Source organism: Pseudomonas saudiphocaensis (assembly GCF_000756775.1).
Taxonomy (GTDB): domain Bacteria; phylum Pseudomonadota; class Gammaproteobacteria; order Pseudomonadales; family Pseudomonadaceae; genus Stutzerimonas; species Stutzerimonas saudiphocaensis.
Genome location: NZ_CCSF01000001.1, coordinates 2,518,897 through 2,544,721, shown reverse-complemented (window position 1 = coordinate 2,544,721; position 25,825 = coordinate 2,518,897). Strand labels below are relative to the sequence as shown.

Annotated in this window: 25 protein-coding genes and 1 tRNA gene; 19 read left to right on the top strand and 7 right to left on the bottom strand. The window is 62.9% G+C overall.

Features of this window, described 5'->3' with window-relative positions:
• Nucleotides 1-6: 6 nt before the first annotated feature.
• From ubiA to glcC, 3 genes are all read right to left on the bottom strand, one after another.
• Complete coding sequence (gene ubiA / locus BN1079_RS11670) at nucleotides 7-903, bottom strand: 4-hydroxybenzoate octaprenyltransferase (RefSeq protein WP_037024592.1); 897 nt, start codon at nucleotides 901-903, stop codon at nucleotides 7-9.
• Between the two features lie 38 nt (nucleotides 904-941).
• On the bottom strand, nucleotides 942-1,481 hold the full coding sequence (locus tag BN1079_RS11665) for a chorismate--pyruvate lyase family protein (RefSeq protein WP_037024589.1): 540 nt from the start codon (nucleotides 1,479-1,481) through the stop codon (nucleotides 942-944).
• 132 nt (nucleotides 1,482-1,613) lie between these two features.
• A complete protein-coding gene (glcC, locus tag BN1079_RS11660; RefSeq protein WP_037024587.1) occupies nucleotides 1,614-2,384 on the bottom strand; it encodes a transcriptional regulator GlcC in 771 nt (256 codons plus the stop codon).
• Nucleotides 2,385-2,616: 232 nt separating this feature from the next.
• On the opposite strand from glcC, the gene glcD reads away from it, so the two are divergent.
• The 11 genes from glcD to BN1079_RS11605 all read left to right on the top strand — a co-directional run bounded on the left by glcD (nucleotide 2,617) and on the right by BN1079_RS11605 (nucleotide 14,220).
• The gene (gene glcD / locus BN1079_RS11655) at nucleotides 2,617-4,116 is read left to right on the top strand and encodes a glycolate oxidase subunit GlcD (protein WP_037024584.1); all 1,500 of its coding nucleotides are present in this window, start codon (nucleotides 2,617-2,619) and stop codon (nucleotides 4,114-4,116) included.
• Nucleotides 4,116-5,174, top strand: a complete 1,059-nt coding sequence (glcE, locus tag BN1079_RS11650; protein ID WP_037024582.1) for a glycolate oxidase subunit GlcE — start codon at nucleotides 4,116-4,118, stop codon at nucleotides 5,172-5,174. The genes glcD and glcE overlap by 1 nt, the downstream gene beginning before the upstream one ends.
• A 5-nt stretch (nucleotides 5,175-5,179) precedes the next feature.
• Nucleotides 5,180-6,397: a glycolate oxidase subunit GlcF gene (gene glcF, locus BN1079_RS11645; RefSeq protein WP_037024579.1), complete on the top strand. Its 1,218-nt coding sequence runs from the start codon at nucleotides 5,180-5,182 to the stop codon at nucleotides 6,395-6,397.
• A 103-nt stretch (nucleotides 6,398-6,500) separates the two neighbouring features.
• Nucleotides 6,501-6,905: a heme-binding protein gene (locus BN1079_RS11640; RefSeq protein WP_037024577.1), complete on the top strand. Its 405-nt coding sequence runs from the start codon at nucleotides 6,501-6,503 to the stop codon at nucleotides 6,903-6,905.
• Nucleotides 6,906-7,022: 117 nt separating this feature from the next.
• Nucleotides 7,023-9,206 (top strand): malate synthase G, encoded by a 2,184-nt coding sequence (locus BN1079_RS11635; RefSeq protein WP_037024574.1) that lies wholly within the window; start codon nucleotides 7,023-7,025, stop codon nucleotides 9,204-9,206.
• Nucleotides 9,207-9,406: 200 nt separating this feature from the next.
• Nucleotides 9,407-11,110: an L-lactate permease gene (locus tag BN1079_RS11630; protein ID WP_037024572.1), complete on the top strand. Its 1,704-nt coding sequence runs from the start codon at nucleotides 9,407-9,409 to the stop codon at nucleotides 11,108-11,110.
• Nucleotides 11,111-11,223: 113 nt separating this feature from the next.
• Complete coding sequence (locus BN1079_RS11625; protein ID WP_037026858.1) at nucleotides 11,224-11,391, top strand: rubredoxin; 168 nt, start codon at nucleotides 11,224-11,226, stop codon at nucleotides 11,389-11,391.
• Between the two features lie 34 nt (nucleotides 11,392-11,425).
• On the top strand, nucleotides 11,426-12,610 hold the full coding sequence (locus tag BN1079_RS11620) for an NAD(P)/FAD-dependent oxidoreductase (RefSeq protein ID WP_037024570.1): 1,185 nt from the start codon (nucleotides 11,426-11,428) through the stop codon (nucleotides 12,608-12,610).
• A gap of 149 nt (nucleotides 12,611-12,759) precedes the next feature.
• Complete coding sequence (locus BN1079_RS11615; RefSeq protein WP_037024568.1) at nucleotides 12,760-13,032, top strand: HU family DNA-binding protein; 273 nt, start codon at nucleotides 12,760-12,762, stop codon at nucleotides 13,030-13,032.
• Between the two features lie 147 nt (nucleotides 13,033-13,179).
• Nucleotides 13,180-13,560 (top strand): SCP2 sterol-binding domain-containing protein, encoded by a 381-nt coding sequence (locus BN1079_RS11610; protein WP_037024566.1) that lies wholly within the window; start codon nucleotides 13,180-13,182, stop codon nucleotides 13,558-13,560.
• 366 nt (nucleotides 13,561-13,926) lie between these two features.
• A complete protein-coding gene (locus tag BN1079_RS11605) occupies nucleotides 13,927-14,220 on the top strand; it encodes a hypothetical protein (RefSeq protein WP_231850781.1) in 294 nt (97 codons plus the stop codon).
• A 109-nt stretch (nucleotides 14,221-14,329) separates the two neighbouring features.
• On the opposite strand, the gene BN1079_RS11600 is transcribed toward BN1079_RS11605, so the two are convergent.
• A tRNA-Arg gene (locus BN1079_RS11600) sits at nucleotides 14,330-14,406 on the bottom strand.
• Between the two features lie 213 nt (nucleotides 14,407-14,619).
• Between BN1079_RS11600 and BN1079_RS11595 the strand changes: the two genes are divergently transcribed.
• Nucleotides 14,620-15,315 (top strand): cytochrome b/b6 domain-containing protein, encoded by a 696-nt coding sequence (locus BN1079_RS11595; protein WP_037024563.1) that lies wholly within the window; start codon nucleotides 14,620-14,622, stop codon nucleotides 15,313-15,315.
• 40 nt (nucleotides 15,316-15,355) lie between these two features.
• Here BN1079_RS11595 and BN1079_RS11590 read toward each other — a convergent pair whose 3' ends face one another.
• Nucleotides 15,356-15,811 carry a c-type cytochrome gene (locus BN1079_RS11590; RefSeq protein WP_171819335.1) on the bottom strand — a complete coding sequence of 152 codons (456 nt, stop codon included), beginning with the start codon at nucleotides 15,809-15,811 and terminating at the stop codon, nucleotides 15,356-15,358.
• A 336-nt stretch (nucleotides 15,812-16,147) separates the two neighbouring features.
• On the opposite strand from BN1079_RS11590, the gene gabD reads away from it, so the two are divergent.
• Both gabD and BN1079_RS11580 read left to right on the top strand, forming a co-directional pair.
• Nucleotides 16,148-17,596, top strand: a complete 1,449-nt coding sequence (gene gabD / locus BN1079_RS11585) for an NADP-dependent succinate-semialdehyde dehydrogenase (protein ID WP_037024561.1) — start codon at nucleotides 16,148-16,150, stop codon at nucleotides 17,594-17,596.
• A 97-nt stretch (nucleotides 17,597-17,693) separates the two neighbouring features.
• Nucleotides 17,694-18,878 (top strand): HDOD domain-containing protein, encoded by a 1,185-nt coding sequence (locus BN1079_RS11580; RefSeq protein ID WP_037024559.1) that lies wholly within the window; start codon nucleotides 17,694-17,696, stop codon nucleotides 18,876-18,878.
• A gap of 59 nt (nucleotides 18,879-18,937) precedes the next feature.
• On the opposite strand, the gene BN1079_RS11575 is transcribed toward BN1079_RS11580, so the two are convergent.
• Nucleotides 18,938-19,816, bottom strand: a complete 879-nt coding sequence (locus BN1079_RS11575) for an alpha/beta hydrolase family protein (protein ID WP_037024557.1) — start codon at nucleotides 19,814-19,816, stop codon at nucleotides 18,938-18,940.
• A 98-nt stretch (nucleotides 19,817-19,914) separates the two neighbouring features.
• Here BN1079_RS11575 and BN1079_RS11570 point away from each other — a divergent pair, with 98 nt between their 5' ends.
• The 3 genes from BN1079_RS11570 to rpmG all read left to right on the top strand — a co-directional run bounded on the left by BN1079_RS11570 (nucleotide 19,915) and on the right by rpmG (nucleotide 21,147).
• Complete coding sequence (locus tag BN1079_RS11570; protein ID WP_037024555.1) at nucleotides 19,915-20,514, top strand: TetR/AcrR family transcriptional regulator; 600 nt, start codon at nucleotides 19,915-19,917, stop codon at nucleotides 20,512-20,514.
• A 229-nt stretch (nucleotides 20,515-20,743) separates the two neighbouring features.
• Nucleotides 20,744-20,980 (top strand): 50S ribosomal protein L28, encoded by a 237-nt coding sequence (gene rpmB, locus BN1079_RS11565; protein ID WP_037024553.1) that lies wholly within the window; start codon nucleotides 20,744-20,746, stop codon nucleotides 20,978-20,980.
• An 11-nt stretch (nucleotides 20,981-20,991) separates the two neighbouring features.
• Nucleotides 20,992-21,147 (top strand): 50S ribosomal protein L33, encoded by a 156-nt coding sequence (rpmG, locus tag BN1079_RS11560; protein WP_014854577.1) that lies wholly within the window; start codon nucleotides 20,992-20,994, stop codon nucleotides 21,145-21,147.
• A gap of 202 nt (nucleotides 21,148-21,349) precedes the next feature.
• On the opposite strand, the gene aptA is transcribed toward rpmG, so the two are convergent.
• Entirely contained in the window at nucleotides 21,350-22,666 is a 1,317-nt protein-coding gene (aptA, locus tag BN1079_RS11555) for an omega-aminotransferase AptA (RefSeq protein ID WP_037024550.1), read from the bottom strand.
• A 199-nt stretch (nucleotides 22,667-22,865) separates the two neighbouring features.
• Between aptA and BN1079_RS11550 the strand changes: the two genes are divergently transcribed.
• Both BN1079_RS11550 and BN1079_RS11545 read left to right on the top strand, forming a co-directional pair.
• Nucleotides 22,866-24,359: an aldehyde dehydrogenase gene (locus BN1079_RS11550; RefSeq protein ID WP_037024546.1), complete on the top strand. Its 1,494-nt coding sequence runs from the start codon at nucleotides 22,866-22,868 to the stop codon at nucleotides 24,357-24,359.
• A gap of 179 nt (nucleotides 24,360-24,538) precedes the next feature.
• On the top strand, nucleotides 24,539-25,720 hold the full coding sequence (locus BN1079_RS11545) for an acyl-CoA dehydrogenase (protein WP_037024544.1): 1,182 nt from the start codon (nucleotides 24,539-24,541) through the stop codon (nucleotides 25,718-25,720).
• Nucleotides 25,721-25,825 lie beyond the last annotated feature (105 nt).

The following is a 25,825-nucleotide window of genomic DNA, read 5'->3' as shown; positions in this document are numbered from 1 at the left end:
GTGCTATCAGCCGGCTTTGAGTGCGTAGTCGAGGATGATCCCCAGCAGCATCGCCAGCCCCGCCCAGTGGTTGTGCAGAAAGGCCTTGAAGCAGATCTGCGGATCGCGTGAGCGGGTTGTCCAGAACTCCCAGATAAAGCACACGGCGGCGATAAACAGGCCGAGGTGGAACCACTGGCCAAGCTCGAAGCGCGCGCCCGCGAGGAGCAGGCAGAACAGCGCAATCCCCTGCAGGGTGAGAATGATCACCCGGTCGGCATCGCCGAACAGCACGGCGGTGGACTTGATGCCGATCTTCAGGTCGTCCTCGCGGTCGGCCATGGCGTAATAGGTGTCATAGGCGACGGTCCAGACCATATTGGCGAGGAACAGCAGCCAGGCCTCTGCCGGCAGGCTGCCGGTTTCAGCGGTAAACGCCATCGGAATGCCCCAGGAGAAGGCCGCACCGAGCACCACCTGGGGGTAGTGGGTGTAGCGCTTCATAAAGGGATAGAGTGAGGCGACCGCCAGCGCGCCGAAGGACAGCCAGATGGTCGCCGCGTTGGTCAGCAGCACCAGCAAGAAGCTCAGCGCTACCAGCAGCGCGAACAGAATCCAGGCTTCCTTCGTTGTGACCTTGCCGGTGGCCAGCGGGCGATTCTTGGTGCGGCTGACGTGGCCGTCGAAATTGCGGTCGGCGAAGTCGTTGATAACGCAGCCGGCGGCGCGCATCAGGATCACGCCAAGTACGAAGATGATCAGATTCTTCACGCTGGGCGAACCTTCGCCGGCGATCCACAGCGCGCCAAGCGTCGGCCACAACAGCAGGTAGGTGCCGATGGGGCGATCCAGGCGCATCAGCTGAATGAAATCAAAGGCGCGTGGATGCAGGCGATTGCTCGATTGCAGAAGCTTTTGATACATCGGTGGGGCTCCTGAAGAAAAAGGTGTCGTACGGCCGATCAGCTGTCGCGCTGTGCGGCTTGCCAGAGCGCAGGCAGAAATACTTCGGCGACCAGCACGCCCAACTTGCCGCGGCTGAAGCAGGAGCGTCTGGCCCAGAGCTGGGTCTGCTGCACCTCGGCGGGCAGCCAGGCGTCAGGGTAGCGCATGGCTTCGAGCGGGCCGCGGGTAAAGGCCTGGTCGCTGAACAACAGTTCGCCCAGCGAGCGGCTGCCCAGGCGCTGCAGATCGAAGCCCGAGTCTTCCAGGGCTCTGCGAGCCGCCACGCTGCGGGCGAACACCCATGGCTCGCCATGCCCGCGCAGATACACCTCGCGCACCCAGCCGCTGCTGCCGAATGCCACGCCGAGTGCCGCGCATTCATCGTCACGCAGCGGCTGCCAACCTTCGCGCAGCGGCGTGACGCTGAAGGCGCCTTCAGCCAGCAGGGTCAGGCGGCGGGTCAGCGAGCCCTTGTCGATGTAAAGCCAGTCATGTTGCAACGGGTCGAGCGGCACGGGCAGTTGGTCGGCGGTCAGCCAATGGTGAGATTCGGACACGGGCGATAGTGGGTGCGGTTCGGAAAGGCGGGGAGTCTAGCAAGAAAGCCAGCGCTGGGGCCTGGCCCGCTGGACGAAAAAGCAGCGGTCCTCGTAGGGTGGATCACGCTTCATCGATCCACCGTGAGGGCGTTACGTCCAGCCCTCCAGCCGCATGGTGGCGCGCACCAGGCGCTGTTCCTCCTGTTCGATTTCTCTCAGGTTGTCGCGAATGCTGTGGATATGGTCGCGGGCCGCGCGCTGGGCCTGGTCAGGCAGGCGCTCGGTGACCGCATGGAACAGCCGCGAGTGTTGACGGTCGATCTGACGCTTCTGCACCGGGCGGTGATAAAGGTTGTTCACCGAGGCAAAGACCGTGGAGAGCATCAGGTCGGTCAAGGATTGCAGCGTGTGTACCAGCACCGGGTTATGCGACGCCTCGCATACCGCCAGGTGGAAGGCGTGATCCAGGCGCGCATGTTCGCGGGGGTCGGCCCCTTCTTCGGTGTGAGCGGCGAGCATTTCCTCGTAACGCCGGCGCAACAGAATGAAATCCGCGTCGGTGCCGCGCAGCGCCGCCAGCCGTGCCGACTCGCCTTCCAGCAGGGCGCGCACTTCGAGCAGATCGTAGAGCGTGCGCGGCTGGGAGTTGAACAGATGCATCAGCGGCGCGGCATCGTGCTCCCCGGACAGCCGGGCGACGAATGAGCCGCGTCCATGAGCGGTTTCAATGATCCCACGCCCGCGCAGCACACGCAGGCCTTCGCGCATGGCCGAGCGGGAAATTCCGAGTTTCTCGCACAGGCGGCGCTCGGAGGGCAGGGCCTGGCCGACCTTGAGCACGCCGTCGATGATCAGGCGTTCGATACGTTCGGCCACCACGTCCGCCACCTGGCGCCTTTCGGGCACTATCTGATTGAGCATGAGTTCTCCGCAGTGGTAGGACCAGTGTAGATCCCGCCTGGATTATTTTCTGAGAAAACTGAGCAAAGCCTCATATAGCTAAGACTTGGCGGGCTGTTGAGGATTCTAGCCTTTTTCAAACTGGTAGGACCAGCTGCTCAGGGGGTGGACTCCAGGTCTCATTCGGGCTAATGATGCGGCACTCCGCCGCAGTTTGAACGCTGCAGGTGAACAACGAGAGCACCCGACTGCCATGAATATTCTTTACGACGAACGCATCGACGGCGAGCTGCCCAAGGTGGATAAGGCCGCGCTGCTGGCCGAGCTGCAGGCGCAGCTTCCCGACCTGGAAATCCTGCATCGCCTCGAAGATCTCAAGCCATACGAGTGCGACGGCCTTTCCGCCTATCGCACCACGCCGATGCTGGTGGTGTTGCCCGAGCGCGTCGAGCAGGTCGAAGCCCTGCTCAAGCTCTGCCATCAGCGCCGCGTCCCGGTAGTTGCCCGTGGTGCCGGTACCGGTCTGTCCGGCGGCGCGCTGCCGCTGGAGCAGGGCGTCCTGCTGGTGATGGCGCGCTTCAACAAGATTCTCGAAGTTGATCCGGCGGGTCGCTTCGCCCGCGTTCAGCCCGGTGTGCGCAACCTGGCGATTTCCCAGGCTGCGGCGCCGTACGAACTCTATTACGCGCCCGATCCTTCGTCGCAGATCGCCTGTTCCATCGGCGGTAACGTCGCCGAGAACGCTGGCGGCGTGCACTGCCTGAAATACGGCCTGACCGTGCACAACCTGCTCAAGGTCGAGATCCTCACCGTCGAAGGTGAGCGCATGGTGCTCGGCTCCGACGCGCTGGACAGCCCGGGCTTCGACCTGCTGGCTCTGTTCACCGGCTCCGAGGGCATGCTCGGCATCATCACCGAGGTCACGGTCAAGCTGCTGCCCAAGCCGCAGGTAGCCAAGGTGCTGCTGGCTGCGTTCGATTCGGTAGAGAAAGCCGGGCGCGCGGTGGGTGACATCATCGCTGCCGGCATCATCCCTGGCGGGCTGGAGATGATGGACAACCTGTCGATCCGTGCCGCCGAGGATTTCATCCGTGCCGGTTACCCGGTGGATGCCGAGGCCATCCTGCTCTGTGAGCTGGACGGCGTCGAGGCTGACGTATCCGAAGACTGCGATCGCGTCAGCGAAGTCCTGAAGCTGGCCGGTGCGACCGAAGTGCGCCTGGCCAAGGACGAAGCCGAGCGCGTGCGCTTCTGGGCCGGCCGCAAGAACGCCTTCCCGGCGGTCGGGCGCATTTCGCCGGACTACTACTGCATGGACGGCACCATCCCGCGCCGCGAGCTGCCGGGCGTGCTCAAGGGCATCGCCGAGCTTTCCGAGCAGTACGGCCTGCGCGTGGCCAACGTGTTCCATGCCGGCGATGGCAACATGCACCCGCTGATCCTCTTCGATGCCAACCAGGAAGGTGAGCTGGAGCGCGCCGAAGACCTGGGCGGCAAGATCCTCGAACTTTGCGTCAAGGTTGGCGGCAGCATCACCGGTGAACACGGTGTAGGTCGCGAGAAGATCAACCAGATGTGCGCCCAGTTCAATTCCGACGAGCTGACCCTGTTCCACGCGGTGAAAGCGGCCTTCGACCCGAGCGGCCTGCTCAACCCTGGCAAGAACATTCCAACTCTGCACCGCTGCGCCGAATTCGGCCGCATGCATATCCACAACGGCGAGCTGCCCTTCCCCGAACTGGAGCGCTTCTGATGACGGTTTCATTTGATGCCAGCGAGCAGTTGCTGGAACAGGTCAACCAGGCTCTGGCGGCCAAGACGCCGCTGAATATCCAGGGTGGCGGCAGCAAGAAATTCCTTGGCCGTGTCGTTGAAGGCCAGTTTCTGGATGTGCGCGCCCATCGCGGCATTGTCAGCTACGACCCGACCGAACTGGTGGTCACCGCGCGTGCCGGCACGCCATTGGCCGAGCTGGAAGCGGCGCTGGACGCTGCCGGGCAGATGCTGCCCTGCGAGCCGCCACACTTCGCTGAAGGTGCCACGGTCGGTGGCATGGTAGCGGCCGGGCTGTCCGGTCCGCGGCGCCCGTGGAGCGGTTCGGTGCGCGACTTCGTACTCGGTACGCGGGTCATCACCGGCCAGGGCAAGCATCTGCGTTTTGGTGGCGAGGTGATGAAGAACGTCGCCGGTTACGACCTGTCGCGCCTGATGGCCGGCAGCTTCGGGTGCCTTGGCGTACTTACCGAGGTCTCGCTCAAGGTGCTGCCAAAACCGCGTCTGGTCACCGGGCTGCGTCTGGAAATGGATCTGGAGCGGGCACTGCTCAAGCTCGCCGAGTGGGGCCAGCAGCCGGTGCCGATCAGCGCCGCCAGCCATGACGGGAAGGCGTTGTACCTGCGTCTGGAAGGTGGTGAGGGTTCGGTCAACGCAGCGCGCGAGCGCATCGGTGGCGAGGACCTGGAGGGTGTCTACTGGAGCGATCTGCGTGAGCAGCGCCTGGCCTTCTTTGCCGACCCGCGTCCGCTGTGGCGTCTGTCGCTGCCCACCAACACGGCGCCAGTCGTGCTGCCCGGCGAGCAGCTGGTGGACTGGGCCGGAGCTCAGCGCTGGCTGAAGAGCGATGCCAGCGCCGAGACCGTGCGCGCCATCGTCGGTGAAGTCGGTGGCCACGCCACCTGCTACAGCGCCGGTGCCGTTGCCGAACCGTTCCAGCCACTGCCCGAGCCGCTGTTGCGCTACCACCGCCAGCTCAAGGCGCAGCTTGACCCGCAGGGAATTTTCAACCCTGGCCGCATGTACTCCGAGGTCTGACGACGATGCAAACCAATCTCAGCGAAGCCGCGAAGAAGCTGCCGCGTGCCGAGGAGGCCGAGAGCATTCTGCGCTCCTGCGTGCATTGCGGTTTCTGCAATGCCACCTGCCCGACCTATCAGCTGTTGGGCGACGAACTGGATGGCCCGCGCGGGCGTATCTACCTGATGAAGCAGATGCTCGAAGGCGGTGAAGTCACCGAGAGCACTCAGCTGCATCTGGATCGCTGCCTGACCTGCCGCAATTGCGAAACCACCTGCCCCTCGGGTGTGCAGTACCACAACCTGCTGGACATCGGTCGCGACTTCATCGAGCAACAGGTGCCTCGCTCCATGGGCGAGCGCATGGTGCGCAGTGGTCTGCGCACCGTGGTGCCGCGTCCGGCGCTGTTCAAGGCGCTGCTGACCACCGGCAACGCCCTGCGCCCGTTGATGCCGGCCAGCCTGAAAGCGCATCTGCCGCGTCAGGTGCGTGCACCGAAAGCGCGTCCGCAGACCCGTCACACACGCACTGTGCTGATTCTCGAAGGTTGCGTGCAGCCGAGCCTGTCGCCCAACACCAACGCGGCCACCGCGCGGGTTCTGGATCGCCTCGGCATCAGCGTCACGCCCATTCGTGAAGCCGGTTGCTGTGGCGCGGTGGACTACCACCTCAACGCCCAGGAAGCCGGGCTGGACCGCGCGCGGCGCAACATTGACGCCTGGTGGCCGGCCATCGAGGCCGGGGCCGAGGCCATCGTGCAGACCGCCAGCGGCTGCGGCGCCTTCGTCAAGGAGTACGGCCACCTGCTCAAGGGCGACCCGGCCTATGCCGTCAAGGCGGCGCGGGTCAGTGACCTGGCCAAGGACCTGGTAGAAGTCCTGCGCGGCGCCGAACTGGAGAAGCTCAACGTCAAGGCCGACCGGCGCATGGCCTTCCATTGCCCCTGCACGCTGCAGCACGCACAAAAGCTCGGTGGCGCAGTCGAAGACGTGCTGACCCGCCTGGGCTTCCAGCTCACTGCCGTGCCGGACGCGCACCTGTGCTGTGGTTCTGCGGGCAGCTACTCGATCACCCAGCCGGAGATTTCCAAACAGCTGCGTGACAACAAGCTCACCGCGCTGGAAAGCGGCAAGCCGGAAATCATCGTCACCGCCAACATCGGTTGTCAGACGCATCTGGACGGCGCCGGTCGCACGCCGGTGCGGCACTGGATCGAGATCGTCGAAGAAGCAATGCAATAACGCGTAGGAGCGAGTCCGTGGCTCAGAGCCGCTGTGTTCGCGAGCAAGCTCGCTCCTACAAAAACACCTGCGCCTGCGCAGAACGAATTCGAAAGGAGAGAACATGAAAACCAAAGCCGTACTGGGTCAAGCCGAAGTCGCTGCCATCCTCGCCGCTGCGCGCACCGAAGCGCAGAACAACGGCTGGGCCGTGACCATCGCCGTTGCCGATGACGGTGGCCACCTGCTGGGTCTGGAGCGCCTGGATGGCTGCGCGCCCGTTGCCAGCTACATCGCCACCGAAAAGGCCCGTAGCGCCGCCATCGGTCGTCGCGAAACCAAGGGTTACGAGGACATGGTCAATGGCGGCCGTAATGCCTTCCTGTCCGCGCCGGTAGTTTGCTCGCTGGAAGGCGGCGTGCCGGTGGTCGTTGACGGGCAGGTAATTGGCTCGGTGGGTGTTTCTGGCGTAACCGCCGTACAGGACGCCCAAGTAGCCAAGGCTGGCGTCGCTGCAGTGGGTAACTGAAACAAGCGTCAGCCAGAGTAAGCGCTGACGGTTGAATCGCAGCGGGTGCAGCGAGCGCCCGCGTTAGCCGTCAGGTGCCATCCGGCCAATGCCGGTAACGAATAAAGAGGTATTGTCATGAGTGAGCGTGTAACCCTGGGTCGCTTGCAAGTTGCGGCCAATCTGCAGCGTTTTATCGAAGACGAAGTGCTGCCAGGCACTGGCGTCGAGGCTTCCGCCTTCTGGAGCGGTTTCGACCAGCTGGTCCACGACCTGGCGCCGAAGAACCGCGCGCTGCTGGCCGAGCGCGACCGTCTGCAGGTGGAGCTGGACAACTGGCACAAGGCCAATCCGGGCCCGATCACCGACATGCCGGCCTACCGTGCCTTCCTTGAGTCCATCGGCTACCTGCTGCCCGAGCCGGGCGAAGTGAAGATCAGCACCGGCAACGTCGACACTGAAATCTCCAGCCAGGCCGGCCCGCAGCTGGTGGTGCCGATCGGCAACGCCCGCTACGCACTGAACGCCGCCAACGCACGTTGGGGCTCGCTGTACGACGCGCTCTACGGCACCGACGCCATCTCCGAAGAAGGCGGTGCGCAGAAGGGCCCGGGCTACAACGAAGTGCGCGGCGCCAAGGTCATCGCCTATGCGCGCAACGTTCTCGATCAGGCTGCGCCGCTGGCTGAAGGCAGCCACGCCGACGCCACCAACTACCGCGTCCAGGACGGCCAGCTCAAGGTCACCCTGGAGAACGGCAGCGTTACCAGCCTCAAGCAGCCGGAGAAGTTCGTCGGCTTCCAGGGTGAGGCTGTCGAGCCCACCGCTGTGCTGCTGAAGAACAACGGCCTGCACATCGAGATCCAGATCGACCCCAACAGCCCCATCGGCCAGACCGATGCCGCCGGCGTCAAGGACCTGCTGATCGAAGCGGCCGTGACCACCATCATGGACTGCGAAGACTCCACTGCTGCCGTCGACGCCGACGACAAGGTGCACGTCTACCGCAACTGGCTGGGCCTGATGAAGGGCGACCTGACCGACACCTTCCAGAAGGGTGGCAAGGCGCTGACTCGCAAGCTCAATGCCGATCGCGAATACACCGCGGCCGACGGTTCCAGCCTGAAGCTGCACGGCCGTTCGCTGCTGTTCATCCGTAACGTCGGTCACCTGATGACCAACCCGGCGATCATCGACGGCGAAGGCCACGAGATTCCCGAGGGCATCCTCGACGGCGTGGTTACCAGCCTGATCGCCAAGCACGACCTGGAGCGCAAGGGCAACTCGCGCACCGGCAGCGTCTACATCGTCAAGCCGAAGATGCACGGCCCGACCGAAGTGGCCTTCACCGACGAGCTGTTCGGCCGCGTCGAAGACCTTATCGGTCTGCCGCGCCACACCCTCAAGGTCGGCATCATGGACGAAGAGCGCCGCACCAGCGTCAACCTCAAGGCTTGCATCGGCGCTGCCCAGCACCGCGTCGCCTTCATCAACACCGGCTTCCTCGACCGTACCGGTGACGAGATGCACACCATCATGGAAGCCGGCGCCGTGCTGCGCAAAGGCGACATGAAGGGCACCGCCTGGATCCAGGCTTACGAGCGCAACAACGTCCTGGTCGGCCTGAACTGTGGCCTGCGTGGCAAGGCGCAGATCGGCAAGGGCATGTGGGCCATGCCGGACCTGATGGCCGCCATGCTCGAGCAGAAGATCGCTCACCCCAAAGCCGGCGCCAACACCGCCTGGGTTCCGTCGCCAACCGGCGCCACCCTGCACGCGCTGCACTACCACCAGGTGGATGTACAGGCAGTACAGGCCGAGCTGGAGAAGATCGACCTGGCCAGCGAGCGCGAGCAGCTGACCAACGACCTGCTGACCATCCCGGTCGCGCCTGAGCGCAACTGGAGCGCCGAGGAAATCCAGCAGGAGCTGGACAACAACTGCCAGGGCATCCTCGGTTACGTGGTGCGCTGGGTCGAGCAGGGTGTTGGCTGCTCCAAGGTGCCGGATATCCACGATGTCGGCCTGATGGAAGACCGCGCCACGCTGCGTATCTCCAGCCAGCACTTGGCAAACTGGCTTTACCACGGCGTGGTTGGTGAGGCTCAGGTTCGCGAAACTCTGGAGCGTATGGCCAAAGTGGTTGATCAGCAGAATGCTGGTGATCCGGTTTATCGCCCAATGGCAGCAGACTACGCGCAATCCATTGCTTTCCAGGCGGCCTGCGATCTGGTATTCAAGGGACGTGAGCAGCCGAGCGGCTACACCGAACCTCTGCTACATGCGTGGAGGCAGCGCTTCAAACAGCAGAACGGTTGCTGATAATATGTCGTTCAGCCGGTTCGCTGGCTAGTGGTAAGACCAAGCTCCGAAGTGCTTAAAGCCTTCGGAGCTTTTGAGCATGGGGGCTAGTCGATTTAAATCGAGCGGCACCTTTGGATGACGCAGGCGTCATCCATGCGGAGGTACCGGGTAACCGGGGAAAAGAAAGCGGTTCATTAGAATAAACAAGGGAACCCACAATGAGTCAGACTCTGCTGTCCATCCTGGCATTCGTGCCACTGGTCCTGGCGGGCGTATTGCTGATCGGCTTTCGTTGGCCGGCCAAGTACGCAATGCCGCTGGTATTTGTCCTCACCGCACTAATCGGCCTGTTGGCCTGGGACATGACGCTCAACCGCGTCGTCGCCTCGACCTTGCAAGGGCTGATTCTTACCGCCGCGATCCTCTGGATCATCTTCGGCGCTATCCTGCTCCTAAATACACTCAAGCACTCCGGTGGTATCGCTTCGATTCGCCGAGGTTTCTCCAATATCAGCCCTGACCGGCGCGTACAGGCCTTGATCGTGGCCTGGCTGTTCGGTTGCTTTATCGAAGGTGCTTCGGGCTTCGGTACGCCCGCTGCTGTAGCCGCACCGCTGATGGTGGCGCTGGGCTTCCCGGCCCTGGCTGCTGTGGTGATGGGGATGATGGTGCAATCCACACCGGTGTCCTTCGGTGCGGTGGGCACACCGATTCTGGTAGGTGTCGGGGCAGGCCTGGACCAGGCCGGCATCGGCGCTCAGCTGGCGACGGTTGGCAGCAACTGGGAAGTATTCTTCCACCTGATCTTCTCGCGCGTTGCGCTCATCCATGCGATGTGCGGAATTTTGATGCCGCTGATCATGCTGTGCATCCTGACTCGCTACTTCGGCCGCAACAAGTCCTGGTCTGAAGGCCTTGCGATGGCGCCGTTCGCGGTGTTCACCGGCTTGGCGTTCGTTATCCCCTATGCTGCTGCGGGCGTCTTCCTCGGCCCAGAATTCCCGTCGATGATCGGTGCCCTGATCGGCCTGGCCATTGTGGTGCCGGCTGCCAAGGCAGGCTTCCTGCTACCGAAGGAGAAGTGGGACTTCGCCCCGGCCAGTGAATGGCCGGCCGAGTGGATGGGCAAGATCGAGATGAAGATCGAGGACGTGGCCGGCAAAACGCCGATCTCCGTTCCGATGGCTTGGGCGCCCTATCTGCTGCTGGCCGCCTTCCTGGTGATCTCCCGCGTTTTCCCCGACGTCAAGGCAGCCCTGATGTCGGTCAGCTTCGGCTGGAAGGATATCCTCGGTGAGACTGGAGTATCCGGCACCCTGGAGCCTCTCTATCTGCCGGGCGGGATCCTCTGCATGGTAGTGCTGGTGACCTTCTTCCTGCATCGGATGAAGGCCCGTGAGCTGGGTGCAGCGCTTTCCGAGTCGAGCAAGACGCTGCTCGGCGCGGGCTTCGTGCTGATTTTCACCATCCCGATGGTGCGTATCCTGATCAACTCCGGTGTCAACGGCTCGGATCTGGTCTCCATGCCGGTGGCTATGGCGCAGTTGGTGGCCAATAGCGTGGGCGATATCTATCCGTTCTTCGCTCCGGCCGTTGGTGCTTTGGGTGCGTTCATTGCCGGTTCCAACACCGTCTCCAACCTGATGCTGTCCCAGTTCCAGTTCAATACGGCTGAACTGCTGACGCTTTCCGGCGCGCTGATGGTTGCGCTGCAGTCGGTTGGTGCAGCGGCCGGTAACATGATCGCCATCCACAACGTGGTGGCGGCATCGGCCACCGTGGGCCTGCTGGGTCGCGAAGGGATCACCTTGCGCAAGACCATGCTGCCGACCCTGTACTACCTTATCGTGGCCGGCACCATCGGCCTGATCGGGTTCTATGTGATGGGTATCAGCGATCCGCTGGTTGGCGCTGCCGGCTAAGCGATTGCGTTGAGTAAAACGGGCGGCCTTGGCCGCCCGTTTTGTTTGGATTTGGCGCAATGCCGGATTCTGGTATAGCGTTCGATGCAATCGCACTGATCAGGGGTGATCCCATGAAAAAGTGGCAATGCGTGGTATGTGGCTTCATTTATGACGAAGCCCTGGGCCTGCCGGACGAGGGCATTGCGCCCGGCACCGCCTGGGAAGATGTGCCGGAAGACTGGCTCTGCCCCGACTGCGGCGTGGGCAAGATGGATTTCGAAATGGTTGCGATCAGCTGATTCGTGACCTCATCAAGTCAACAGAGGAAGCGGCATGACGGCACCCTTGGTAATCATTGGCACAGGCCTGGCGGGCTATAACCTGGCCCGGGAGTTTCGCAAGCACGACAGCCAGACTCCGCTGCTGCTGATCACTGCCGACGACGGCCGCTCCTATTCCAAGCCGATGCTCTCCACCGGCTTTGCCATGGGCAAGGATGCCAATTCGCTCGGCATGCTGGATGCCGGTCAGATGGCCATCCAGCTCGATGCCGAGATCCGCACCCATACCAGGGTGACCCGGCTCGATCCCGACAACCGGCGGGTATGGATCGGCAACGAGCCGGTGCCCTATCGCGATCTGGTGCTTGCCTGGGGCGCACAGCCCATTCATGTGCCTCTGGCGGGTGATGCAACGGACCGGGTCTTCTCGATCAACGATCTGCTCGACTACGGCCGTTTCCGCGAAGCGGCGCAGGGCAAGCGGCGGGTGCTGATCCTTGGTACCGGGCTGATTGGCTGCGAGTTCGCCAACGACCTGCTGCAGGGGGGCTATGAGGTCGATCTGGTCGCGCCGGGCGAACAGGTCATGCCCGCACTGTTGCCGGCGGCAGTGGCCGCTGCCGTACAGGACGGCCTGGAATCACTGGGAGCGCGCTTTCATTTCGGTGCGGTGGTGGAGCGTGTCGATCACGTCGCCGAGGGCCTGCAGGCGCAGCTATCCAGCGGGAAGTTGTTGTCATGCGATCTGGTGGTCAGTGCCGTGGGCCTGCGTCCGCGCATCGAGCTGGCCGTCGAGGCCGGCTTGGAAGCTGCGCGAGGGATCGTCGTGGACCGCTACCTGCGCACTTCTGCCCGGCACGTTTATGCGTTGGGCGATTGCGCCGAAGTCGATGGGCTCAGCCTGCTTTATGTCATGCCGCTGATGAGCGGCGTGCGGGCACTGGCACGGACGCTGGCCGGCAGCGCCACAGCGGTTAGCTATGGACCGATGCCGGTAACGGTAAAGACTCCGGTATGTCCGCTGGTGGTATCGCCACCGGCGCTTGGTAGCGAAGGCGGCTGGGCCATCGAAGGCGAAGGCCGCGATATCACGGCTTTGTTTCAGGCCGCCGATGGACGTTTGCTCGGCTATGCGCTGGCAGGAGCAGCCGTGCAGCAGCGTCTGATGCTTAACAAACAACTGCCGCCAGTACTGGCTGAGGTGCCGCAAGTTCTGTCATTAACGCCTTCGAATTGAGTTCGGCCTAACACTTTAGGGTACTGGCGCCTCTGCCATCAGCGTGCCATTCTCCCCGAGTCTGCGGCGCTTAGGAGCTGCCCCAGCGCCTTGGAGCGCTGTTCCTGGAACAGCACACACACAAAAACAAGAAATCTCAGAGGCTACTCATGCGCAAACCGGAACTCGCGGCGGCCATCGCCGAAAAGGCCGACCTCACCAAGGATCAGGCCAATCGTGTACTCAACGCCGTTCTGGATGAAATCACCAACGCGCTGAACCGCAAGGACAGCGTCACCCTGGTCGGTTTCGGAACCTTCGTGCAACGCCACCGTGGCGCACGCACCGGCAAGAACCCTCAGACGGGAGAGCCGGTGACCATCAAGGCCAGCAATACCGTGGCCTTCAAGCCCGGGAAAATGCTCAAGGACGCGATCAACTGATCAGCGCTACCCGGAGCCGCCTGGCTCCGGGTTAACCCGACCCGCCGGTCTGTGCCAGACCGCTCCGTTCCCGCCGCGCAAAGCCCTTTTCCCATTCCGGCAAGCCGCTACAATGCGGAAATTTTCATTCCCCGGTCGGTAAAAATCATGAAATTTCGCTTTCTTCTATGGATGCTGGGCCGATTGATGAGCAAGGCCAGCCGCAACAATGCCGAGTTTCAACAGCAGCTTGGCGACAAGGATCTTACCTTTCAGCTGCACACCCTGGACGGCAAAGTGGCACGGCACTTCACCGTCAAGGATCAGCGCATCACCAGCAGCAGTGGCCCGGCAACCGAGCCGGCTTTCTCCCTGGGTTTTCGCGATGCCGCCTATGGTTTTGAAACCATGACGGCGAAGAACAAGCAGCTGGCTTTTATGCAGGGAATCCAGGACAAGCACATCCAGATCCAGGGCAACCCGGCACTGGTCATGTGGTTCCAGGGATTGACCAAGTATCTAAAGCCGAAGAAAGCGAAAAAAGCCTAAGCGGCGCTGTCGCTAGCGGCGTGTCAGCAATTGCGCGCCGGCAATATTTCACGCCGAAGGCGGGCAGACCGGCGAAAGCCAAAGTCCCAGGCCGCTCTTTCGATGACGGAAGTGTGCGCCAGAAGACTCGGCGAACAGCAGTCCTCTGGCAAGATGCCATGTCCGGACCGTTCGCCTCTGACTCCTATGCGTAGCAGGGCTCGATGCCATCAAGGAGAGCCGGACAGCCGGCCATTACCCGCCATTTCGTTAGCCGAAGGACCGATTATGAAAACCCGCTTGTCTCTGCTGTTCCCTCTCACCCTGGCCTTGGCCGGCTGCTAGACCGGTGCCTGGTTCAAGCTGCCCGATGAGACCCGGCTGGTGGTGAGCGAGAGGCCCACCAGCTTCGATGAGGGGCTGGTGCGCAGCCGTCCGTTTTCCTGGGGGGCGGCCGGCGGTATTCCTTATCGCGTAGTGGATCAGCAGTCGGAAACGGTCAGCAGCGGAAAGTTGCGCAGCCGCTTTCGAGTGGCTTCGATCTTCTGGCCGCCGGTGGGCATCGCTTATTGGCCAATGGGCTATGGGCAGCGTTGCTATGACCTGACCGGCAGTGAGCCGCTTACCTGCACCCACGAAGATTTCCGTCAGCTGCAGATGAAAGAGCGCATGCGTCGCTAACCTGATCTGCAAAAGCGAGGGAGGAGCAAGCCTTCTCCTCGCGTTCCCCTCGATAAGCGAGATTCAAAACAAAAGGCCCCAGGATTGCTCCTGGGGCCTTCGTCGTATCTGGCGCACTCGGCGGGATTCGAACCCACGACCCCTGCCTTCGGAGGGCAGTACTCTATCCAGCTGAGCTACGAGTGCGTTGCGGAGCGCAATCATACGCATGTCCTCCGGAGGCGTCCATGCTGGCGAGTGCTTCTGCGGTGGCTTGCCAATGGGCAGGGGTAAGCCGCTCGGGGTACTGAAAAGGCTCTGGCATGGGCGTGCAGTGGCTGCCAAGCCTGGTGGCGGCTGTTAACCTTGGCGATTATTTATGGCTTTTTGGCCGAGATCGGGACGTTAACGGGGGAAGGGATGTCGAGCCATATCAAGCTCTGGGACGCGCCGCTGCGTATTTTTCACTGGACCTTTGCCGCCGCGGTGACTGCCGCCATTGCCACCGGCTGGTTGGGCGGTGGTTTGATGGTCTGGCACGGCCGGTTGGGTTTGCTGGTACTGGGCTTGCTGATCTTTCGTCTGCTGTGGGGCTTCGTCGGCTCAACCTATGCGCGCTGGTCGCGCATTCTGGGGGCAGCCTTCGGAGTGAAAGCCTATCTGCAGGGCAGCTGGCGGGAGGCCGGGCATAACCCGCTGGGCGCGCTGTCGGTGCTCGCCATGCTGGGGCTGGTGGGGTTTCAGGTGGTCAGCGGCTTGATGGCAACCGACGATATCGCCTTCAAAGGGCCGCTGTATACGCTGGTCACCAGCGACACCGGCAGCTGGTTGAGCGGGTTGCATCGTCAGGCGAAATGGTTGCTGGTGGGCTTTATCGGCCTGCATCTGCTGGCGATTGCCTGGTACACGCTGGTGCGCCGCAAGCCGCTTGTCGCCGCGATGATTGCCGGGCGTGCGCGGCGTGAGCACCCCGTACAGCAGGATGCCCAAGGTGGCTCAGCGGTGGCGGCCGTGTTGGTCGTGGTGCTGGCCGTGGGCACGGTGTGGGGGGTGCAGTCGGTTGCCGGCTGGATGACGCCGCCACCGGCCGCACCGGCGCCTACGCTGGACTGGTAGTCCGAGGCCGGGCGGCGCAGCGCCCGGCGTCACGTTTGACTTATCGCTCTGCGCGGAAGTTGTCGTGGCAGGATTTGCACGAACCGCCGACGTCACCGAAGGCTTTCTTGATGGCGGCCTGGTCGCCATCAGCGGCAACGCTGGCGAGCTGGTTGGCGGCAACGGTGAAGTCGCGACCGATCTGGCCAGCCTTGTCCAGATTCTGGAAGAACTCGGGCTTCAGGCGAGTGGCCTTGCCCAGCTGCTCGGTGGTGGTTTCCGGGCTGTACAGCGCGCCCATGCCGGAGTTGGCGATGGCCGCAATGGCGTTGGCGGCAGCAGCAACCTTGGCCTGATCAAAAGGCTCCTTGCCATCGATGACCTGGGCTTTGATTTTGCCCATGTTCCACGCCATGAACTGGTAGCCGGCCTTGCGGGCTTCGACCATATCCTCGGGCTTCATTTGCGCATGTGCGGCAGTGGTTGCCAGCAGGGCGGCTGCCATGGCGCCCATCAACAGTGCTTTCACGGTAATTCCTCAACAATCCATTTAACGGGGACGGCAGGCTCTACCAGGGCGTTTGCAGTGCCCTGCGGCCAGCCGCGCGGAACTATACCTTGCCTGTCAGGCAGCGTCGTGTTGTGTAACAAGGGTTAACAGAATGCCCATCAGAGCGGCCTATGCTTGAACAATGCCCGGCTGGATGAGCTTGCTCGGCTGGCAATCGCGGCAATAGGATGGTTGCCATCTGCAGGCGGTTGAACCGGGCCGTGTCGGGAGGGCTCTGACGCCGTAGACATTCATTGATGCGGGCCGCCTTTCGCCGGCAGCGCAAGCCTTCAGGAGAGCACCATGCAACTGAAAGATTCTTCCCTGTTTCGCCAGCAGGCTTATATAGACGGTGCCTGGCTTGATGCCGATGGCGGGCAGACGATTGAGGTGAGCAACCCGGCCAGCGGCGAAGTTCTTGGAAGCGTGCCGAAGATGGGCGCGGCCGAGACGCGCCGTGCCATCGAGGCGGCCGAGCGCGCCCTGCCTGCCTGGCGCGATCTGACTGCCAAGGAACGCTCGCAGACGCTGCGCCGCTGGTATGAGCTGATCCTGGAAAACCAGGAAGATCTGGCCCGGCTGATGACCCTGGAGCAGGGCAAGCCGCTGACCGAGTCACGCGGCGAGATCGCCTATGCGGCATCGTTCATCGAGTGGTTCGCCGAGGAGGCCAAGCGCATTTACGGCGACACCATACCGGGGCATCAGAAGGACAAACGCATCATCGTCATCAAGCAGCCCATCGGCGTGACGGCGGCCATCACACCCTGGAACTTCCCCTCGGCGATGATCACCCGCAAGGCCGGCCCGGCGCTGGCAGCCGGTTGCACCATGGTGGTTAAACCCGCCAGCCAGACGCCGTTCTCCGCTTTGGCACTGGCCGAGCTGGCCGAGCGTGCGGGTATCCCTAAAGGCGTGTTCAGCGTAGTCACCGGCTCGGCCGGCGATATCGGCAGCGAGCTGACGTCCAACCCCGTTGTGCGCAAGATCACCTTCACCGGCTCCACCGAAATCGGTGCCAAGCTGATGGAGCAGTGCGCGCCGGGGATCAAGAAGGTATCGCTGGAGCTGGGCGGCAATGCGCCGTTTCTGGTGTTCGATGATGCCGACCTGGACGAGGCAGTGAAGGGCGCCATGCAGTCCAAGTACCGCAACGCCGGGCAGACCTGCGTGTGCGTCAACCGCATCTATGTGCAGGAGGGCGTGTATAAGGCCTTCGCGGAGAAATTCCAGGCGGCGGTCGAGAAGTTGAAGATCGGCAACGGCCTGGATGATGGCGTCGATGTCGGCCCGCTGATCGACGACCGTGCCGCGGCCAAGGTCCGGGAGCACATCGAGGATGCTGTGTCCCAGGGCGCGCAGGTGGTGACCGGGGGCAAGGCGCACAGCCTGGGCGGCAGCTATTTCGAGCCGACTTTGCTGATCGATGTGCCGCACACGGCAAAGGTGGCCAAGGAAGAGACCTTCGGGCCTCTGGCACCGCTGTTCCGCTTCAAGGACGAAGCCGAGGGCATCGCGCTGGCCAACGACACCGAGTTCGGTCTGGCGGCGTACTTCTATGCCCGCGACCTGGGCCGGGTGTTCCGCGTGGCTGAAGCGTTGGAGTCCGGCATGGTCGGCGTCAATACCGGGATGATCTCAACGGAAGTCGCGCCGTTCGGCGGTGTGAAATCCTCCGGCCTGGGCCGCGAAGGGTCCAAATACGGCATCGAGGATTATCTGGAAATCAAGTACATCTGCCTGGGTCTGTAACCGGGCGCGGCAAAAGGATCTGCCTTAACGGTCTGGTCCTTTTGCCTTGGGCGGCTCAAAATAAAGGCCCTATCTCGCGCTTTTTATCCTGGATGCTGTGCCCATTCCGGTCAGTGCTTCATTCGTTTTGATCGCCTTCAGCGACTCCTGGCGTGCCGACCAGCTCGGACAGCTGGTTGCGTCCCTGCGCCCGCGGCTGCGTATCCTCAAAGTACATGATGGTTACGCCGCGCTTGCCGCGTGCAAGCGTGAGCTGCCCCGGCTGCTGATTGTCGACGGTGAACTGGACGGGCTGGACGGACGAGCCGTGCTGCGTGAGTTGCGCCGTCGGGCGCCGCGGCAGCAGCTGGCGTGCATCCTTATCAGCGAGCGTATGGACCGGGCCAGCGTACGCGCCGCGATACCGCTCGGGCTGGCAGCCTATCTGGGCAAACCCTGTGACCTCGAAGGTCTGAGTCGGCGCCTGGACAGGCTCCTGCCACCGTCAGTTGGGCGCGCGATCCAGGCGCCTACCGATACCCTGGCAGCCTTCTTGGAGCGCATGCGCCAGAGCAACCCGGGTGCGCCTTTGCTCGAATCGGTGCAGGTGGCGGTAGGCGATAGCCTGAGTGCCGCCGAGCGCAACCTGAACGTACTTGAAGCGCGATTTTCCCGAGACCCGCAGATCACGGCGCGACTGATCAGCGTAGCCAACAGCGCGGGGCAGGCCGGTAACTGCCAGACCCTGGCCCAGGCGCTGCAGCGGCTGGGCGTCAGGCTTTCGTTGGATCTGGTGCTGGAGATGGCGGTCCAGGGCAGCGCGCAACTGGCTGACCCGGATCTGGCACGGCAGGCCGCCCACGTCAGCAAGCAGGCCCAGCGCGCGGCCAAACTCGCAGGCTGGCTGGCGCGCCGGCTGAAGCTGGATGCCAGCCTTTGCTACACCGCCGGCCTGCTGCACAACCTGGGCGAGCTGGCGGTGCTGCGCAGCCTGCAGAACTGGCTCGACAGCGGTGGTGAGCTGGGCGTTGAGGAGCTGCCGACATTGCTGCGTACCCACGCGGCAGGTTTCGGTTCCTCGCTGCGTATCCAGTGGCGACTGCCGCTGGGCTTGCGCCAGGCGATTGCCGGCTACTACGGGTTGGGTGCCGAAGTATTCACCCGCGAGGCGCTGGTGCTGAATCTGACCGGCCTGTTGCTGGCGCTGCCGGCCGATGCCTCAGCCCAGAGCCTGGCCGCCGAGCGCTCCGCACGTCTATTGCGGGTCGATCCTCAGCTCCTGATCGGCGCGCCGCGCGACTGAAGACCAACCCATAAGCGGAATTTTCCGCCGCTCCAAGGGTGCCCTAATGATTTCGCAGCTCAGGCCAGCTGTCGCTCCATCTGCAGTTCCGGCAACAGATGAGGCGCCCACAGGTTGTCCTGGAAGTGCTTGCGGAAGAAGCCGAAATGGCCGATGCGCGCCACGCCTATATCTTGCGGGGCGATACGGTGCATGGTCTTGGGGGCTGACCGGTAGAAGCCATGCAGAGACTCGGTACTGCGTGCCGACATCATCTCGTCGTCGCTGAACGAGAGTGACACCAGCGGTGTACGCACGGCATCGAAGGCGCGTTGCACCGGCTCGCCTTCGATGCCGATCAGGTAGTCCGGGTGCAGGCACCAGCGGCGCCACTGGCGGATCACGCCGGCCGGCAGGTCGCCCACCGCGCCTATACGCTCGCCTGGAAAGTAGCCGGCGACTCCGGTCAGCACTGGCGCCAGAGCGTGCCAGAGAAACCAGGCCTGCTTGCGAATCTGCGGACTGTTCTCGCGCCAATAACCACTGCCGGCTGCGATGGTGATGATCCGCGCCAGGCGCTCGTTGCCCCGGACCATCGGCAGTATCTGCGCGCCGAGGCTGTGACCGATCCAGTACGACGGCAGGTCCTCTGCCGCATTGGCGAGCTGGTCGAGCATGGCGCTGGCATCGTGCCGGGCCCAGTCGAGGACATCCACCTTGAGCTTGCGCAGTGAGCCGAGGCGCGACTGGCCAATGCCAATGTAGTCGAATGTCACCGCAAGATAACCCTGGCCGGCCAGCCAGGTGGCGAAATCACTGTAGAAACGTTGTTTGACGCCGATTGCCGGGGCGATCAACACGGCGCCGCAGGGCTTTGTGGCCGGCGCGTACCACTGGCTGGCCAGGTGCTGACCGTTGCCGTTGTCGATCCAGCGCAGTTCGGGCTTGGGTATTGCCATTTTCTTGTTCTCCGCACTTTCCCGGGAAGGGACGATGGGCGAGTATACGAGCGCAAGAATAAAATTCTAGAAAAATATTCTAGTAAGTCGGAGAGCTGATGGCCCGGTCGTCACGCAAACAGGAAATCCTCCAGGCCGCGCTTGCCTGCTTCACCGAGCACGGCGTGGATGCCACCACCATAGAAATGATCCGCGACCGATCGGGCGCGAGCATTGGCAGCCTTTATCACCATTTCGGCAACCGCGAGCGGATCATCGCTGCGCTTTATCTTGAGGGCATCGGTGAATATGCAGCGCTGCTGGAAGCCGGGTTGGTGGATACACTGCAGCCCGAAGCCTGCGTGAAGCTGTTCGTCACCTGTTATATCGACTGGGTTGTGGCCAATCCGGATTGGGCGCGTTTCATTCTGCACAATCGTGGCAGGGTGGAGGCAGGCGAGTGGGGCGAGCGTTTGCGCGAACATAATCGCGATCACGGCAAGCGTATCGGTGCGGTGCTGCGTCGGCATCGTGAGGCGGGTGCCTTCCGACCGATGCCCGGTGACTGTTTCGTCTCGGTGGTGATCGGCCCGGCCCATGACATGGCGCGCAACTGGTTGGCAGGGCGCAGCAGCACTGCTTTGTCCGACTGTCGCGAGCTGTTGGCAGAGATTGCCTGGGACAGCGTACGCTCTGTTCCGAAGGGCAAGCAGGGCTAAAACAGGCGCCTTTTCGGTGATGTCCCCTGAGCGGAAAAATCAATCCGCGCTTGTTGCAAAGGGGGGTTTCTGATATAAAGCAGCGCTCTTTTCTAGGGGCACGCTTTGTTCGTTTGCAGCGTAGCCGGTAAGACCCCAACGAATCGTGGTGCTGAGCGCCAAAAAAGACATTTGAATTCAAGCGGCCAACCCATGCCGGGTTGGGCATGTGGTTTTAGAGGGCTGAGGCATGTCGAGAGTCTGTCAAGTTACCGGTAAGGGTCCGGTAACCGGGAACAACGTTTCCCACGCGAACAACAAAACCCGTCGTCGTTTTCTGCCGAACCTGCAGCATCATCGCTTCTGGGTCGAGTCCGAGAACCGCTTCGTTCGTCTGCGCCTGACCGCCAAGGGCATGCGTGTGATCGACAAGCGCGGTATCGACGCCGTTCTGGCTGAACTTCGCGCTCGCGGCGAAAAGGTTTAAGGAGAACTATCATGCGTGACCTGATCCGTTTGGTGTCCAGCGCCGGTACCGGCCACTTCTACACCACCGACAAGAACAAGCGCACTACGCCCGACAAGATCGAAATCAAGAAGTACGATCCGGTCGTGCGCAAGCACGTGATCTACAAGGAAGCCAAGATCAAGTAATTGATCGGCCCTTGAAGAAAAAACCCGCCTTTCGGCGGGTTTTTTCGTTTCTGGATCCCGTTGTGGTTAACGCTTCGCGGTGAGGGCGCCGCTCCCACGGGGTCGGTGGGGGCGGCGCTGCTTCTGTGAAGCCGCCTCCTCGCGCTGAATGCAGTCGCGAGCCTGCCGTCGCGGCTTGACGGGGCACAACGGCAATCCGCTGTCAGCCGACCTTGCGAATTGCGCCAGCCAGGCGCTCGATCATCGCGTCGATCTGTTCGCGTTCCACGATCAGCGCAGGTGAGAGCGCAATGGTATCGCCGCTGGCCCGTGCCAGCAGGCCGTCCTCGAAACACTGGCGGAACACCTCATAAGCGCGTTTGCCGACGCCATCGGCGTGAGTTGCGAACTGAATTCCGCCGACCAGGCCGACACTGCGGATATCGGTCACGTTGGGCAGGTCCTGCAGGCTGAACAAGGCGTCCTGCCAGTAGTCCTCCAGCTCGATGGCTTTCTCGAACAACTGCTCGCGCTGGTAGATATCCAGAGTTGCCAGAGCCGCGGCGCAGGCTACTGGGTGCCCCGAATAGGTGTAGCCGTGGAAGAACTCGATGGCGCTTTCCGGGCCGTGCATAAAGGCCTGCTGGATCTCATCTGATACCAGCACCGCGCCCATGGGCACCGCGCCGTTGGTCAGGCCCTTGGCGCAGGTGAGGATGTCCGGAGTGACACCCCAGCGCTGAGCGGCGAAGGCCTTGCCGACGCGACCGAAACCGGTAATGACTTCGTCGAAGATCAGCAGGATCCCGTGCTTTCGGGTGATCTCGCGCAGCCGCTGCAGATAGCCCAGCGGCGGCAGGATCACCCCGGCCGAGCCGGACATGGGCTCGACGATCACTGCCGCGATGTTCTCGGCGCCGTGCAGGGTGATGAGCCGCTCCAGTTCATCGGCCTTCTCCGCGCCATGCTCCGGCAGGCCACGCGTGAAGGCGTTGCGTTGCATGTCCAGCGTGTGTGGCAGATGGTCGACACCGGGAAGCAGCGCGCTGCTAAAGGCTTTGCGGTTGTTGCCCATTCCGCCCACCGAGATGCCACCGAAGCCGACGCCGTGGTAGGCCAGCTCACGTCCGATCAGCCGGGTACGGCTGCCCTGGCCGATGGCGCGCTGATAAGCGAGGGCAACCTTCAATGCGGTGTCGGCAGATTCCGAGCCGGAATTGGTAAAGAACACCCGGCTTATGCCTGGCGGGGCGATCTCCACCAGCCGTTCGGCCAGCTCGAAGGGTAGCGGGTGGCCCATCTGGAAGGTCGGCGCAAAGTCCATCTTGGCGATCTGCCGGCTTACCGCCTCGGTGATTTCCGGCCGGCTGTGGCCTGCGTTGCAGCACCAGAGTCCGGCGGTGCCGTCGATCACCTGGCGGCCGCTGGTGTCGGTGTAGTACATCCCCTGGGCGCTTTCCAGCAGGCGTGGGTTGGCCTTGAACTGGCGGTTGGCGGTAAAGGGCATCCAGAAATGTTCGGCGTGCGGGTGGTTGGCCATGGTCGCTCCAGTCTTGCAGCAATGAGGGCTAAGCTGATACGTACAACCGCCTTCCGCACAGCCGTTGGCCCGAGTCTATGTTTAATAAAACGCACAAAACAAGGCCGATAGCCTGACTTCGTAAAATATATTGATAGCCTTGGCGCCGCTGGTTTAGGGTGCCTTTCTATTCGTTGGACTATTTGACCGAGGAAGCACCATGACCACCCTGACTCTTGCCGACTGGCAGCAGCGTGCCCGCGACCTGCGTATCGAAGGCCAGGCTTTCGTCCAAGGGCAGTACACGGCCGCTGCTGACGGGGCCACGTTCGACTGCATCAGCCCCATCGATGGCCGGGTGCTGGTGCAGGTTGCCAGCTGCGGTGCAGCGGATGCCGAACAGGCGGTGCAGAGCGCGCGGGCGGCTTTCGAGTCCGGCATCTGGTCGCGCCAGGCGCCGGCCAGGCGCAAGGCGGTGATGATCCGTTTTGCCGACCTGCTGGAGGCTCACAAAGAGGAGCTGGCATTGCTGGAAACCCTCGATATGGGCAAGCCGATTTCCGACTCGCTGGCAGTGGATATTCCCGGTGCGGCGCGGGCGCTGCGCTGGTCAGGCGAGGCCATCGACAAGGTCTACGACGAGGTGGCGCCCACGCCCCATGACCAGCTGGGGCTGGTTACGCGGGAGCCGGTGGGGGTGGTTGCGGCCATCGTGCCGTGGAATTTCCCGCTGATGATGGCCTGCTGGAAACTGGGCCCGGCGCTGGCCACCGGCAACTCGGTGGTGCTCAAACCGTCGGAGAAGTCTCCGCTGACAGCCATTCGTGTGGCGCAGCTGGCCGTTGAGGCCGGGATTCCGCCGGGCGTCCTCAACGTGTTGCCGGGTTACGGCCACACTGTGGGCAAGGCGCTGGCGCTGCACATGGATGTCGATACTCTGGTGTTCACCGGCTCCACACGGGTTGCCAAGCAGCTGATGGTCTATGCCGGCGAGTCGAACATGAAGCGCGTCTGGCTGGAGGCGGGTGGCAAGAGTCCGAACATCGTTTTCGCCGATGCGCCGGACCTTGCCGCAGCTGCCGAGGCGGCGGCTGGTGCCATCGCCTTCAACCAGGGCGAGGTTTGTACCGCGGGCTCGCGGCTGTTGGTGGAACGCTCGATCAAGGCGCGTTTCCTGCCACTGGTGGTGGAGGCGCTCAAGGGCTGGACACCGGGCAACCCGCTGGACCCGGCGACCAACGTCGGCGCCTTGGTGGATACCCAGCAGCTGGATACGGTGCTCGGCTATATCGAGGCCGGCCGTGAGGCCGGCGCGCAGGTGCTGATCGGCGGTCAGCGTACCCTTGAAGAAACCGGCGGCCTCTACGTCGAACCGACGATTTTCGATGGCGTCAGCAACGCCATGAAGATCGCCCAGGAAGAAATCTTCGGCCCGGTGCTCTCCGTGATCAGCTTCGACAGCGCCGAGGAAGCCGTGGCCATTGCCAACGACACACCCTATGGCCTGGCTGCGGCCGTGTGGACGGCGGATCTGTCCAAGGCCCATCGCACCGCCCGTGCGCTGCGTGCCGGCAGTGTGTGGGTCAACCAGTACGACGGCGGCGATATGACCGCTCCCTTCGGAGGCTTCAAGCAATCAGGCAATGGTCGCGACAAATCGCTGCATGCCTTCGACAAGTACACGGAGCTGAAGGCCACCTGGATCAAGCTCTAACAGGCCTTGAACTGGCGGCGTTGGCAATACGGCGCAGAAGCAGGCTCGTTGCACTCACCCTTCGGGCCTGCCTTCGGCTGCTACTTCCGCTGGTCGTCTTGCCGGCCTCGCCTAGGTTTCAACAACCTGCTCAACCGTCTGTTCAGCGCCTGCACCAATAACAATTCAGAGGATTCCCCATGTCCGGCAAGGCAAGTTTCAACTGGATCGACCCGCTGCTGCTCGACCAGCAGCTCACCGAAGAAGAGCGCATGGTGCGTGACAGCGCCGCCCAGTTCGCTGCCGACAAGCTGGCACCGCGGGTGCTGGAAGCCTTCCGCCATGAGCGCACCGATCCGGCGATCTTCCGCGAAATGGGCGAAACCGGGTTGCTTGGTGCAACCCTGCCGGAAGCCTACGGTGGTAGCGGCCTGAACTACGTCTGCTACGGCCTGATCGCCCGCGAGGTGGAGCGCATCGACTCCGGCTATCGCTCGATGATGAGCGTGCAGTCCTCGCTGGTAATGGTGCCGATCTTCGAGTTTGGCAACGAGGCGACCCGGCAGAAATACCTGCCCAAACTCGCCAGTGGCGAATACATCGGCTGCTTCGGCCTGACCGAGCCGGATCACGGCTCCGATCCGGGCTCGATGGCGACCCGGGCGAAAAAGGTCGACGGCGGCTATCGCCTGACCGGCAGCAAAATGTGGATCACCAACAGCCCTATCGCCGATGTCTTCGTGGTCTGGGCCAAGGATGACGAGGGCGCCATCCGCGGCTTCGTGCTGGAGAAGGGTTGGCAAGGCCTGAGTGCGCCGGCGATCCACGGCAAGGTCGGCTTGCGCGCCTCCATCACCGGCGAGATTGTCATGGACAACGTGTTCTGCCCCGAGGAAAACGCCTTCCCGGATGTGCGCGGCCTGAAAGGCCCCTTCACCTGCCTGAACAGCGCCCGCTACGGCATCAGCTGGGGCGCCCTGGGCGCAGCTGAATTCTGTTGGCACACCGCTCGCCAATACACGCTGGACCGTCAGCAGTTCGGCCGCCCGCTGGCTGCCAATCAGCTGATCCAGAAGAAACTGGCCGACATGCAGACCGAAATCACCCTGGCGCTGCAGGGCTGCCTGCGCCTGGGGCGCATGAAGGACGAGGGCACGGCGGCGGTGGAAATCACCTCCATCATGAAGCGCAACAGCTGCGGCAAGGCGCTGGATATCGCCCGCACGGCCCGTGACATGCTGGGCGGCAACGGCATCAGCGACGAGTTTGGTATCGCCCGGCATCTGGTCAACCTGGAAGTGGTGAACACCTACGAGGGCACCCACGATGTGCACGCGCTGATTCTCGGTCGTGCGCAGACGGGCATTCAGGCGTTCTTCTGACCGTAGGGTGGATGAGGTTCTTTTCATCCACCGCTGGCCGCTCAAGGCGGATGGGTAAAGTGTCATCCACCCTACGGTGCTCCTGCCGGTTTTTTCGTCGCGTTC

Bases quoted from the DNA above. Each gene is read 5' to 3' on its own strand.
- BN1079_RS11575 (WP_037024557.1), bottom strand. From the start codon at position 19,816: ATGGCAATACCCAAGCCCGAACTGCGCTGGATCGACAACGGCAACGGT.
- rpmB (WP_037024553.1), top strand. From the start codon at position 20,744: ATGTCGAGAGTCTGTCAAGTTACCGGTAAGGGTCCGGTAACCGGGAAC.
- BN1079_RS11595 (WP_037024563.1), top strand. From the start codon at position 14,620: ATGTCGAGCCATATCAAGCTCTGGGACGCGCCGCTGCGTATTTTTCAC.
- BN1079_RS11640 (WP_037024577.1), top strand. From the start codon at position 6,501: ATGAAAACCAAAGCCGTACTGGGTCAAGCCGAAGTCGCTGCCATCCTC.
- BN1079_RS11615 (WP_037024568.1), top strand. From the start codon at position 12,760: ATGCGCAAACCGGAACTCGCGGCGGCCATCGCCGAAAAGGCCGACCTC.
- glcE (WP_037024582.1), top strand. From the start codon at position 4,116: ATGACGGTTTCATTTGATGCCAGCGAGCAGTTGCTGGAACAGGTCAAC.
- glcF (WP_037024579.1), top strand. From the start codon at position 5,180: ATGCAAACCAATCTCAGCGAAGCCGCGAAGAAGCTGCCGCGTGCCGAG.
- rpmG (WP_014854577.1), top strand. From the start codon at position 20,992: ATGCGTGACCTGATCCGTTTGGTGTCCAGCGCCGGTACCGGCCACTTC.
- BN1079_RS11550 (WP_037024546.1), top strand. From the start codon at position 22,866: ATGACCACCCTGACTCTTGCCGACTGGCAGCAGCGTGCCCGCGACCTG.
- BN1079_RS11625 (WP_037026858.1), top strand. From the start codon at position 11,224: ATGAAAAAGTGGCAATGCGTGGTATGTGGCTTCATTTATGACGAAGCC.
- BN1079_RS11610 (WP_037024566.1), top strand. From the start codon at position 13,180: ATGAAATTTCGCTTTCTTCTATGGATGCTGGGCCGATTGATGAGCAAG.
- glcD (WP_037024584.1), top strand. From the start codon at position 2,617: ATGAATATTCTTTACGACGAACGCATCGACGGCGAGCTGCCCAAGGTG.
- gabD (WP_037024561.1), top strand. From the start codon at position 16,148: ATGCAACTGAAAGATTCTTCCCTGTTTCGCCAGCAGGCTTATATAGAC.
- BN1079_RS11620 (WP_037024570.1), top strand. From the start codon at position 11,426: ATGACGGCACCCTTGGTAATCATTGGCACAGGCCTGGCGGGCTATAAC.
- BN1079_RS11635 (WP_037024574.1), top strand. From the start codon at position 7,023: ATGAGTGAGCGTGTAACCCTGGGTCGCTTGCAAGTTGCGGCCAATCTG.
- BN1079_RS11630 (WP_037024572.1), top strand. From the start codon at position 9,407: ATGAGTCAGACTCTGCTGTCCATCCTGGCATTCGTGCCACTGGTCCTG.
- aptA (WP_037024550.1), bottom strand. From the start codon at position 22,666: ATGGCCAACCACCCGCACGCCGAACATTTCTGGATGCCCTTTACCGCC.
- BN1079_RS11570 (WP_037024555.1), top strand. From the start codon at position 19,915: ATGGCCCGGTCGTCACGCAAACAGGAAATCCTCCAGGCCGCGCTTGCC.
- glcC (WP_037024587.1), bottom strand. From the start codon at position 2,384: ATGCTCAATCAGATAGTGCCCGAAAGGCGCCAGGTGGCGGACGTGGTG.
- ubiA (WP_037024592.1), bottom strand. From the start codon at position 903: ATGTATCAAAAGCTTCTGCAATCGAGCAATCGCCTGCATCCACGCGCC.
- BN1079_RS11545 (WP_037024544.1), top strand. From the start codon at position 24,539: ATGTCCGGCAAGGCAAGTTTCAACTGGATCGACCCGCTGCTGCTCGAC.